The organism is Alteromonas sp. a30 (assembly GCF_026788005.1).
Classification (GTDB): Bacteria; Pseudomonadota; Gammaproteobacteria; order Enterobacterales; family Alteromonadaceae; genus Paraneptunicella.
Genome location: NZ_JABEPE010000002.1, coordinates 381,232 through 393,756, shown reverse-complemented (window position 1 = coordinate 393,756; position 12,525 = coordinate 381,232). Strand labels below are relative to the sequence as shown.

9 protein-coding genes are annotated in these 12,525 nt (G+C 43.7%); 2 read left to right on the top strand and 7 right to left on the bottom strand.

Features of this window, described 5'->3' with window-relative positions; translation table 11 throughout:
- Positions 1-182 precede the first annotated feature (182 nt).
- Positions 183-4,076: a phosphoribosylformylglycinamidine synthase gene (gene purL, locus HJG39_RS03930; protein WP_268407028.1), complete on the top strand. Its 3,894-nt coding sequence runs from the start codon at positions 183-185 to the stop codon at positions 4,074-4,076.
- Between the two features lie 282 nt (positions 4,077-4,358).
- Positions 4,359-4,499 (top strand): hypothetical protein, encoded by a 141-nt coding sequence (locus tag HJG39_RS03925; protein WP_268407025.1) that lies wholly within the window; start codon positions 4,359-4,361, stop codon positions 4,497-4,499.
- A gap of 137 nt (positions 4,500-4,636) precedes the next feature.
- Here HJG39_RS03925 and smrA read toward each other — a convergent pair whose 3' ends face one another.
- From smrA to HJG39_RS03890, 7 genes are all read right to left on the bottom strand, one after another.
- Positions 4,637-5,233: a DNA endonuclease SmrA gene (gene smrA, locus HJG39_RS03920; protein WP_268407021.1), complete on the bottom strand. Its 597-nt coding sequence runs from the start codon at positions 5,231-5,233 to the stop codon at positions 4,637-4,639.
- Between the two features lie 339 nt (positions 5,234-5,572).
- Positions 5,573-6,202, bottom strand: a complete 630-nt coding sequence (locus HJG39_RS03915; protein ID WP_268407019.1) for a FecR family protein — start codon at positions 6,200-6,202, stop codon at positions 5,573-5,575.
- 311 nt (positions 6,203-6,513) lie between these two features.
- Positions 6,514-6,693, bottom strand: a complete 180-nt coding sequence (locus HJG39_RS03910) for a hypothetical protein (RefSeq protein ID WP_268407016.1) — start codon at positions 6,691-6,693, stop codon at positions 6,514-6,516.
- Positions 6,694-7,257: 564 nt separating this feature from the next.
- Positions 7,258-7,593 (bottom strand): 5-carboxymethyl-2-hydroxymuconate Delta-isomerase, encoded by a 336-nt coding sequence (locus HJG39_RS03905; protein ID WP_268407012.1) that lies wholly within the window; start codon positions 7,591-7,593, stop codon positions 7,258-7,260.
- 16 nt (positions 7,594-7,609) lie between these two features.
- The gene (locus HJG39_RS03900) at positions 7,610-10,678 is read right to left on the bottom strand and encodes an efflux RND transporter permease subunit (RefSeq protein WP_268407010.1); all 3,069 of its coding nucleotides are present in this window, start codon (positions 10,676-10,678) and stop codon (positions 7,610-7,612) included.
- A 30-nt stretch (positions 10,679-10,708) separates the two neighbouring features.
- A complete protein-coding gene (locus HJG39_RS03895; RefSeq protein WP_268407008.1) occupies positions 10,709-11,320 on the bottom strand; it encodes an HlyD family efflux transporter periplasmic adaptor subunit in 612 nt (203 codons plus the stop codon).
- 121 nt (positions 11,321-11,441) lie between these two features.
- On the bottom strand, positions 11,442-12,521 hold the full coding sequence (locus HJG39_RS03890) for an LLM class flavin-dependent oxidoreductase (protein WP_268407007.1): 1,080 nt from the start codon (positions 12,519-12,521) through the stop codon (positions 11,442-11,444).
- Between the last annotated feature and the right edge of the window lie 4 nt (positions 12,522-12,525).

The following is a 12,525-nucleotide window of genomic DNA, read 5'->3' as shown; positions in this document are numbered from 1 at the left end:
CATGTAGTTTATCTCCAAATTGTTTAAAGAAAGATCAGGTCTTGGTCGGCATTTTGGTTTGTCACTGGCGCGATGTCGGTGATTCATTGTTGGCATGGTTGTCTACAATGAAGTGAACACATTTGAGCATTTGAATCTCTATTCTCGGCAATCTAAACCCTACAACGGTGGTATTTAGTATTATGTTGACGTTGCGCGGTGCACCGGCACTTTCCGGCTTTCGAATCGAAAAGTTACTTCACGCTTTGCAAGCAATGGGTCTGCCCATTACTTCAGTTTCTACTCATTACATGCATTTTGCGCATCTTAGTGCGGATTTAGACGCACAAGAAACCGAGTTGCTGAAAACCTTATTAACCTACGGACCAAAGCTAAATGACAGTCAACCTGAAGGTGAGTTGTTCCTGGTAACGCCTCGCCCCGGCACCTTGTCACCTTGGTCTTCGAAAGCCACGGACATTGCTATTAACTGTGGTTTAAGCAAAGTCAAAAGATTGGAACGAGGATGCGCTTATTATCTTCAATCTGATGCGCCGCTCTCTGAACAAGATAAGGCAAAAGCCACTACTGTTCTGCATGACAGAATGACAGAATCAGTGTTTTTTGAATTAGACGATGCACAAGCGTTGTTTGTTGAATCTGAGCCTAAGCCTTTTAATCGCGTCGATATTTTACAAGGTGGAAAAGCACAGTTATCGCAAGCGAATATCGATTTGGGCTTGGCCCTTGCAGATGACGAAATCGATTACTTAGTCAAAAGTTATCAAGGATTGGAACGTAATCCAACGGACGTTGAATTATACATGTTTGCCCAAGCAAACTCGGAACATTGCCGACATAAAATTTTCAATGCAGATTGGACAATCGACGGCGAAGTACAGCCTAAATCCTTGTTTAAAATGATTAAGAACACTTTCGAACAACATGGCGATCATGTGTTGTCTGCTTATAAAGATAACGCCGCGGTGATGACGGGCTCAAAAGCAGGGCGCTTTTTTGCCGATGCCAGCGATGCAGAATATCGCTACCACCTTGAAGATATTCATATCTTAATGAAAGTGGAGACCCACAATCACCCAACCGCTATTTCACCCTTCCCAGGCGCAGCGACGGGTTCTGGCGGTGAAATTCGTGATGAAGGCGCAACGGGCAGAGGTTCTAAGCCAAAGGCCGGATTAGTCGGCTTTAGCGTTTCCAATTTAGCTATTCCCGGTTTCGAGCAACCTTGGGAACAAACCTACGGTAAGCCTTCGCGCATCGTTAGCGCTCTCGATATTATGATTGATGGTCCGCTAGGTGGCGCGGCTTTTAACAACGAATTCGGTCGTCCGAATATTCTCGGTTACTTCCGTACATACGAAAACCAAGTGAATAGCTTTAACGGAGAAGAAGTTCGCGGCTATCACAAACCGATTATGATAGCGGGGGGCTTGGGTAACATTCGTGAAGATCACGTACAAAAAGGTGAGATCACCGAAGGCGCAAATCTGATTGTACTAGGCGGCCCAGCAATGAATATCGGCCTTGGTGGTGGCGCGGCGTCGTCTATGGCATCGGGTCAATCTAACGAAGACTTAGACTTTGCTTCTGTGCAGCGCGATAACCCGGAAATGGAGCGTCGTTGTCAGGAAGTGATTGACCGTTGTTGGCAGCTTGGCGACCAAAACCCGATTCAATTTATTCACGATGTTGGCGCAGGCGGGTTATCTAACGCTTTCCCTGAGCTCGTAAACGATGCTGGCATGGGCGGCGTGTTTGAATTGCGTAATGTGCCAAATGATGAACCGGGTATGTCGCCTCATGAAGTCTGGTGTAACGAATCTCAAGAGCGTTATGTATTGTCGGTTTCTGATGAAAACTTGCCATTGTTCACCCAAATCTGTGAGCGTGAGCGAGCGCCATTCGCGGTTGTTGGTAAGGCCACCAAAGAGCAACACTTAACTGTTACCGATGAGCACTTTGATAACAGCCCAATCGATATGCCGTTAGATGTATTGCTAGGCAAACCACCAAAAATGCATCGCGATGTGCAAAGTGCGCAGTCTCAAGGTTCTGAATTTGATGTTAAAAACATCGACATTCAAGACGCCGCAGAGCGCTTACTGCGCTTGCCCGCCATTGCTGAAAAAACTTTCTTAATTACTATTGGCGACCGTTCGGTAACGGGCATGGTGACGCGCGACCAAATGGTAGGTCCTTGGCAGGTGCCTGTGGCAGATGTCGCAGTAACGGCATCTGCGTTCGATACTTATCATGGTGAAGCCATGGCAATGGGCGAGCGTACACCAATCGCCTTACTTAGCTATGCGGCATCAGCGCGTATGGCGGTCGCCGAATCGATCACCAATATTGCCGCAGCCGATATTGGTGATTTAACACATATTAAACTTTCTGCAAACTGGATGGCAGCGGCGGGTCATCCCGGTGAAGATGCGGGTTTATATGAAGCGGTTCACGCCATCGGAGAAGAGTTGTGTCCGGCACTCGGTTTAACCATTCCTGTGGGTAAAGACTCCATGTCGATGCAAACCCGCTGGCAAGACGGCGAAGACGAAAAAGCCGTTATCGCGCCCCTATCCTTGGTTATTTCCTCTTTTGCACGTGTTGAAGATGTCAGAAAAACCTTAACGCCTCAGCTTCGCACGGATAAAGGCGATTCGGTGTTAGTGCTGGTGGATTTAGGTCAGGGCCAAAATCGTTTAGGTGGCTCTTGCTTGGCGCAGGTTTACAATCAATTAGGCACAGTTCCTGCGGATTTAGACTCGCCAGAATTGCTAGGTGGTTTCTTTAATGCCGTTCAAAGTTTGATTCAGCAGCAGCAAGTGTGGGCGTATCACGACCGTTCAGACGGTGGTTTATTTACAACGTTGGCTGAAATGGCGTTTGCGGGTCACTGCGGTATCAGCGCGCAGCTAGATGGTTTAGGTGAAGATGCCGCTTCCATTCTTTTCTCGGAAGAATTAGGTGCAGTATTACAGGTTCCCGCATCGGCGTTGGAAAATGTGCAGGCAACATTTGCAGAGCACGGATTGTCGGATTGCACACACGTTATTGGTTGCGTTACTGAAAATGACGAATTGTCATTTAGCTATCAAAATAACGTGGTGCTGCATGCGAAACGCAGTGAATACCGTACTTTGTGGGCGCAAACAACACATCACATGCAATCCATGCGTGACAACCCAGAATGCGCCAAAGAAGAATTAGCGTTGAAATCGGATGCCAATGATCCGGGTATGTTTGCTGAGCTAACGTTCGATATCAACCAAGATGTGGCCGCGCCTTTCATTGCAAAAGGTATTAGCCCGAAGGTGGCTATTTTACGTGAACAAGGTGTAAATTCGCATGTAGAAATGGCGGCCGTGTTTGACAGAGCCGGTTTTGCTGCGGTTGATGTACATATGAGCGACATTTTACAAGGAAGAGTGAATTTATCGGACTTCCAAGGGCTGGTAGCCTGCGGCGGTTTCTCCTACGGGGATGTGTTAGGGGCAGGTGAAGGATGGGCAAAAACCATTTTGTTTAATGCCCGTGCTCGCGAACAATTTGCTACCTTCTTTAGCAACCCAAATACCTTCAGCTTAGGCGTATGTAATGGCTGTCAGATGCTGTCTAATTTGAAAGCGTTAATTCCGGGTGCTGAACATTGGCCACGTTTTGTGACTAACCGTTCTGAACGTTTTGAAGCGCGCTTTGCCATGGTCGAAGTGATGCAAAGTCCATCGTTGTTCTTCACTGATATGCAGGGCTCAAAAATGCCAATTGCGGTTTCGCATGGAGAAGGCCGCGCAGAGTTTACCGATGCTGCTCACCTTGATGCTTTAGTGAACGCAGAGCAAACCAGTTTGCGTTACATTGATCACCAAGGACAAGCCACAGAACAATATCCGCTAAATCCAAATGGTTCGCCACAAGGTATTACTGCGGTGACTTCTGAAGATGGCAGGGCCACAATTATGATGCCGCATCCTGAACGTGTTTTCCGTACCGTCGCAAATTCGTGGCATCCAGATGATTGGAGTGAAGACAGCCCTTGGGTACGTATGTTCAGAAATGCACGAGCATGGTTGAAGTAATCTAAAGTGCTGTTATAAGAACACAACTTTGGCTAATTCGCCCGAATGAAAAAAGCCAAAGTTGTGTGAACTTCCTCGAAATTGCGTCATTTATTATCCGAAATTGTCAAAAAATACCAAAAAATGACATAAATTCCTTTTTTTTTCATCAAGTTGTTGTTTAATTACATGACGTTGTATATTATTTGCGCTCGGATAGTTGTATTTGTCGAATCCCTTTTAGGGTAAGGCTTGTACAGTTTGTATTCGCTGATAATTAAAATAATAAAAACTGAGAATTTTATGAATCGTTCTTCAAAAGGTTTCGGGTTAATCGGTGTCTTTTTGGCAGTGGTCGTTTTGATTGTCTCCGCAGTGATGAGCACAAAAGTGTCATCTGATGAACCTAAAGTGGAAGTGAGTCAGTCAGAGCAATCGGAATAATATTCTGATAGTTGGACTAGCGGAGCAGAATTAATAAAAAGGACCTTTTCATATAACCTTTCAAGTCATGCTTGACTAGGTGCAATGCTCTATTCTCTTAATCTATCCCTTCTTATTGTTAAATCTAAATCTCCTTTTTATCCAGATTTGTGCTTTTCCCTGTTATCCAGTTTCAGTTGTTCATTTTTCTTTAACAACACATATACCGCGCCATAGCCGCCATGTTGTTTTATTGCGGTATGAAACGCCAATACTTCAGGCAGGCTGCGGAGCCAAACATTGATGTAGCTTTTGTAAAAACCCGGGTAAGGCTTACTGTGAATGCCCATGCCGTGTTTTATTAGTAAAGCGCGATTGCCAAATTTGTAGTTATCGACAATAAAGTGAAATACCTTTTCGTGTGCGTCTTTAAACTTCATCCCTTGCAGACTTAGCATACGAGTAATGTCGTACTTTCCTAAACGCAGGTTCTTAAACACACCTTCTTGAACCCCCTCTTTTTTGTAGGCGATAACATCGTCCGGCGCAATCGGTTGTACCGATTCCGTTGTTAAGTGGTTCTGATAGCTCCCTAACTCCTTTTCTAATGCTTGTCGCTTAAGTTGCTTGGCTAGGATGTCGGCTTCAGAGGGCGCGTGATAAACGGTATCGACTTGTTTCAAAGGTTTAATGCCATCGAGTTGGAGCATTTCGGCTTGAAAGTCGGAGGGGGAAGCGTTGTTATCTTGGCTCATTTTCATCATCCTAAAAGCGAATGGGCTAGAAAGTATATATGAGAAGGGAAGGGTTGTGCTAAAGCATTTGTCAGCAAATCCCCTGTTTGCACCCGTAGAATGGGATTACGACAAAAAATATAATTTGGTCTTGGTGTTACACCCTGATATCGAAGGAAAACCATCGTCATATGCTGCTCGCTCCATCTTATATTATTAACCAAAAAGAATGCGGCGAACCTATCGATAAGTTAAATCGTAAAATGCAAGCTGTATTGCCCCAGTAAGGCGACATATATTAGGGAGAATGACTCAATTCTCCCTGTGTTTCATCTAAGACTTTTCTTACATAGCTGGCTGCTATTCATCTATTGTTATTGTGCTAACCGCCCAATCCACCTTACTTTTTGGCCATACTTTTGGCTTGCTAGGGGCTTTACCGGGCATAATCGTGGTGCCTTGTCCGGGCTGTAATAATTCTACTTTTCCGTATTCGTTTTCAATGCTAATTGGATGCTCTCCATCAATAAACAGAATGTCGATTTGATCTGGTTTCAAATACCCTCCCCAAAAGTCGGTGCCTCTGATCCCGATACTTCCAAGTGGTGTTTTGACATTAAATGAAGGGTCTTTCATTTTCGTTATTTTGCCGGTGATGGCACGAAATACCCCTTTTACCAGCTCAAAACTTGCACTAGGTTGTGCTTCTTCCGAGTAAAGATAGGTATCAATAACTAACGACGAATTCTCTCCTAAGGTAAAGAGCGTGCCGTCTTTCAAACGAAATTGTGATCTGGCTTCTTCCCCAGTATTAACAATATCTTTTTGTTGGAGCGTGGATTTACGCTTCAGCGGGATAACCGATTCCTGCCTTTGGGCTTCTACTTTCTTCTTGACTGTAATGACCTGTCCGATAGCAGAGTCGGTCTCGGCTTGTAGTGAAAACATGGCGCAAATGGCAATGAGTAATATAAAAAAACGTTTAAACATAAGTGTTGGTCCTTTTACTGCAAGCGATTGATTCGAATTAGGAGTGAAATGGCTATTCATTGATTATATGAGCTAAAGGGAAGTGTAGTGCAAAATTATTTTTCCACAGATTACTAGGCATAGTGCTCCGATCTGTCTTCTTAGTGTGGGGAGTAGGGGGCTATGACAGTCATTAAGGACAACATAATAGTGTATGTGGTGATAAATTTAATAGAACTAAAGGCACAAAAGCAAATAAGTTAGTAATTATTTACCATAAATGTATCGCCAACCATGGTGTCCCCACCGCGACTCGAACGCAGTTCTAAAGCTCAAGAGGCTTCAGTCGTTTTTTCGGTTGTTGCAGCAAGCACTTCTTCAAAGATAAGTAGTCCGTCTCCTGACGTGTCGCCATTATCAAATCTGTCTTCTGGAGATAAAAACTTATCAGCGTCAGGAACAACAATGTTTTCGTCGCCAAACTCTGCCTTTAGCTCAGCTACACACTGCACTATTTCGTCTGCAAGGTCCGAAAAGTCCGGGGCTTCACATCGACGGGATGCCGTTGCTTCAGCAAGAGTGAGGAAACCGTCATCATTTGCGTCTTTGCGATTAAATCCGCGTTCGGTTTTACTGGTGGCTTTGGCTAATCACTCTGAGTGATCAATAATGCTATCGCCTGATGTATCAATACGCTCAAAGGCTTTTTCGGAATGAAAACCGTGACTAGGTCCTTTGCTGGGGCCATGTCCGCGAGCGTGAATAGTAGGCGCGATCAATAATGTGCTAACCGTAATTGTTGCAATAGTGGCAGCGATTTTTTGGTGTTGAAATGGGTCATATCAAAATCTCCTTGGGTTTCTATTTTGATGCTGCTATTAGGATAAGTTCTCGTTACTTTCAACGATTAAAACGTGCAGTCTGGGTATTGGTTGACAAGGAGAACGAAAAAATTTTCATATTTTTTCTCGATTGAGTTTTAGAACCACAAATGAACACGGCTGTATCCCCCATAAAATAAGATTTACAGGGAGGGTGCTAGCCGCCACAATATTTTTTAATAACGATAATAAAGATTAACCCTTTGTGTAGCTTTCACGTTCCAAGTCACTGATCTCTACAGTGAGAGATGTATTCATCAGCTTGAGCTGGGTCAGCGCTGACAGAACGGATTCTGATAATGTTTGCCTTTGTTCCGGTGTTCTTCCGCTGAGCATTTTGACCGTAACATGAATAAAGTGCTCATGTCCTCCCATCAGTCGATAGTCATCAAACGGGATACTGCGCAATTTGATATCTTCCGGGCTAAATAGCTGGGCTGTCAGACAGCCTTGTAGAACGGCCTTTTGGATGTTGTCGACTTGTTCTTTTTCTGTCAAAGGTCGAGAGTATTCAATAATGCAATGTGGCATATACGTTCCTATGTTGTCAGCTTGTGACCGATTGATTCGTTGCGATGATATGTCCATCTGCATGGGGCTTTTTTAGCAGCAGTAACATTAATGGGGTAACGAGCAGCGTTAGCAGGGTGGCAAACACTAGCCCAAATGAAACACTGATACCGAGGGGTTGCAGTATATCTTTACCCGGCCCAAAACCAATGGCCAATGGGACCATGCCTGCCACGGTTGTCAGGTTGGTGACAATCAAGCTGCGCAGTCGAATGAATAAGCTATGGGCAACGGCTTCGACTTTGTCATGGTGATGAATTTGATGATTAAATTGATCGATCAACAAAATAGAATTGTTAACGGTTAAGCCAACTAATATTAATACACCGAGTAAAGAGTTTATCGAAAAGGTGCTATTGAAATAGTATAACGCCAGAGTAGCGCCGCTAATGCCGAAGATGATGACACTCACAATCATCAATGCCTGACGAATACTGTTGAATTGTAGCAGTACGATTAAGAATACGGCGAACATTGAAAATATCAGCGCGATTTGCAGAGAGCTTAATGCTTGTCGGATTTCGGTTTGCGTGTCGTTAAACAGAATCGGAATGTCGTCCAGACCTGACTGAGTTTTAAGGTATTGGATCAGCTGCTTTTTGAATTGTTCAATATCAGCCGATTTTACATTCTTATTAAACCAAGTATCGACTTGGTATCGAAGTACACCGTCTTTGCTATAGTATTGACGCCAATCTTTTTGGCTTTCCAGATAGACCAAGTCCTTGAGAAATACCGCGTTGTCGTCAATAGACAACGGCACGCTCAGGAGCTTGGTGAGACTGTCTTTGGTGTTGTCTACTTCCACTTTCAAAGGAATGTTGCCCTTATTGAGTTTTACGTCATACAGCTTGCGAGGCTCAGCGCTAAATTCAATGAAGTCTTGTAATTGAACAATTTCATCCTGATAGGATTGGCTATTCAACAGATGATCGACAACTTGCTCGTTTAGATGCACATTGAGAGACTGTGAGCGCTTATTGCCGGGCTTATTTTTGCTTTTACGTACGAGCTGTTTTTGCTCTTTGGTGAACAGATAAGTCCATTGTGCTAACTCTCGATTCCGTGATTCATTTTGACCTAAAAATTGAATTTCCAAGCTAGGGTAATCTTTTAAATTTAATGCTGATGTCACCCAAGGGCTAAAACTGATATCCGCATGTTCATTGGGCGGAAGGACTTCACCTAAGCGTTTATAAACTTCGTCAAAGGTTTGATAGCTCTTCAGGTGCAATGACAAAAACGCCACATTTTCCCGGACATCGGTATAAACGTATTTCAGGTGTTGTGACAAGGTGGTATAGAGGACTTCTCTGATGGGTTTAATAATGGTGAGTTTATTTTTATCATTTAAACCGGATTCGTTGAAAACGATATTGATGTCAATGATTTCAGCTTTAGGTTTGGCGACGATTTCGGTCCTGAGCTGGGGAGCAAAATGGTAAATGGAATATAAACAGCCCATAAATACAGAAGCGATCAGTAAAACACGTATTGCGCGTTGCTGATTAAAAAAGCGTAAATAAGCGGCAGTGGCCCGAAACATCATGCTTTGTTGTCTGACCTCATCAACATCAATGTGCTCGGTGAGGGCGCGTTTTTTGGTGAGTGCCATATAACAAACGGGCACAAAAAAGAGGCTGAGAAAGCTGGATGCAAATAAGATGGTCACCGTGACCAGAGAAATATCTTTTAAGATGGCAGATACTGCCGGGGCGGTAAAAGCCAAAGGCAGAAATACGATGATGGATGTGAGCGTTGACGTCAAGATAGGTGGCGTGATGCTTTTCATCGCTGCTTGCATTGTTTCAGTGTTTAACACGCCCGATTGCTTTTGCTGACGCTCTAGCCTGTCCAAAATGATAATGACGTTGTCTACTACTAATCCTATGCATATGCTCATACCGCCCAGAGAAAGCAGGTTGATGCCAACGTCGAGTAGCTTCATAAACAATATGCCGATCATGAGCGCAATGGGCATGGTGATGCAGATAATAAATGTACTTTTTAGCTTCCGATAAAATATCAACACTAACAATGCCGCCGTCATCATACCCATGCATAACGCATAGATGATGCTCATAATGGCATCTTCGATAAATCGCTTGGGATTATTGAGAATGATGACATCCCCAATATCCTGAGTGAATTCATGTACTAATTGTTGGAATTGGGTTGATACCTGATAGATATTGGCATCTGGCTTTGGCCAAACCGCGATGGATACGATGGGTTTTTCGTCAAGCTGGAAAAAGCGGTGGTTCACTTCGGTTTCGATTTGAACGGTTGCGATATCCGAAAGGTGTATGGGTTTGCCCAGAACAGCATTAACTTTGATATTTCTGAGCTGATCTAGAGATTGAAAGCTTTTCTTGAACTTAATACTGAGGCGACCTTGATCCTGAGTATTGAGTTGCCCTAATTTATAATCGTACTGATGCTTCGCCAGTGTATCCAGAATCTGATCAAGAGAAATGCCATACTCCAACAGTTTATACGGCTTAATTCGTACATTGATAAAGGGCACTTCTTTTTGGGAGATCTTACTTGCTGCGACGCCTTCAATTGCATCAAGTTGTGGTTTGAGGATGTCCTTTAATAATTCGCTAAGTTCTTGGTTACTATATTTTTTAGAGGTAATGGCCAGATAGTTTTCGGAACTGGGGTCCAGAATATCGACGATAGCGTCTGGCTCGTGCTCGGGTAATTGAGCTTGATAAAAGGAAATAACGGTGGCGACATCGCGCTTTGCCGTTTCGGGAGTCACGTTCCAATCAAAGTGAATATGGAATCGTATCAAACCTTGTTTATAAGTACCTTCTACAGATTTGACGTGCTCAATACTTTTCATTGAGCGCTCCATTTCAATTCCCCATTCCTGATAGAAACTGAACATGTCTTGAGTCGCTCTTAAGGTGACCCTAACTGTGGGTTTATTGACGATTGGATACAAAGAAATCGGAATGTGACTGGCGAGTAACATGCCACATAAGGTGATGAAAACGGTAAAGCTTAGAATGAACTTAGGTTTTTGATATAACAGCATTGAGGTTTACTACTTTGGGGAATTTGGCGTTTACAGTGAGGTAAACTGGAGCTTAACAAAGTTGCCGATCTTATAGTGAGTTGAGCATATGGGATCAGCAAAGCAAGCATTATTATTGATACTAATTTCGGCTTCTACCGTGGGTATTTTGCCGTGTTGAATCGGGTGACTATGCAAGGAACTGATGATGCCAGATGTTTGATATGGTTCACCATCGGGATCAAATATAACACTCACTTCCTGTCCAATATTCAGCTTTTGGCTTGTTGGTGGGTAGCTTAATGCTCGGATTTGCATATCGGATTTGTGATTCAGCCTTACAACCGCTTCATATTGTTCAATCTTTTCACCTTCTCTCACTAAAACTTCGCTAACCTCAATACTGTCAATGTCGTTGATGATTTGCTTACGCGAGATATTGGGGTTGAAAGGTGTAACGTCGAATAAAGGTTGCCCTTTGGTTAATGTGATTCCGGAGCGTACATGGATATCGCTCACAACGCCCTCGAAAGATGAATAAATCAGATGTTGGCGGCTGTAATCCACATTACCTATCAGAAAGAGGGCTTCTGTTGCCATTGAATAGGTTGAAATGATGAGTAGAGTCAAAGACATGACTACTACTTTAAGATGTCTTAACATGACGAAGCACCTTTAGTATTGTTTTAAAGTACTGCTAAATACAAGGTCAGCATTGGTTCCTAGCATTTATCGGTAAGGAACCAATGTTGTACTGATCGAAAATTTACAACGTTTGACCGACTTAAAGATTCGCTTCTAGCGCTCTTACTCGTGGGATAACTAACTCAGTGAAATATTTCATTTCTTCTAAATGTGGCCAACCTTGCATGATGAAAGTCGACACGCCACCCGCTTTATACTTCATGATGTAATTAGCAACTTCATCGGGATCACCAACCATTGCAAGCGAAGAGCCGCCGCGAATTTGAACCGCACCTGTCCATAAGATTTCATTTAACCAACTGTTTCCGGCTTTTTTGGCTAAGTTGACGATGTCATTTACGGCCTGAGAGTCACAGGTCTTCATAAAGTCACCTAAAAACTTTACCCATTCAGGATCAGTTCCGGCTAGCATTTCTTCAATGCGATCCAGTGCTTGTTGTCTTTCTGGGCGCACAATAACTGACATGCGGATCCCCATTTTATGCCCGGACTCAATACAAGGCTTGGCACTTTCGGCGATGTTTTCTGCGGTGTCGCTGTAGCGCAACCATAAGGCATTGTGTTTGGCGGCAAATAGGCGAGAGATTTCGGAGTTACCGCTGACCATAATTTCAGGTCTGTCGGACGACGTGTTGTCATAGCCTATGTGCAACTCGCCATTTTCAATCTGGTAATATTTACCTGTGTAGTTGACTGGACCCTTGTTTTTTTCCCAAAACAGCTCACACACATCAAGAAACTCATCTAATCTTGCTTGACGCTCTTCTTTGGGTAAAAAGTCACCATAGTATTTTTGTTCAACAGGAGAAATGCCTGCCACCATGTTGATAGAAACCCGGTTTTCGCCAAAGCCACTAAGCGAGTTAATCATTTGAACAAATGTGGTAGGCGCAACCATGCCTGCACGATAGGCAATGATAAATTTGATCTTCTTGGTTGCGCGAATGAGCGAGCCTACATAGGTAAAGGCATCTGCACAGTGATAACCGACCCCTAACAGTAACTGCTCAATTCCCATCTCTTCAGCTTGCTGTGCATAGCTGATGAGCTCGTCCACATTGAACGAATATACAGAACGAATGCCACTATCGTGGTTTTTAGCGTTGCCACCAACTGGCACATTCCACATGAAGCGAGCAGGCTGTACTTGTTGAGTCATTTTT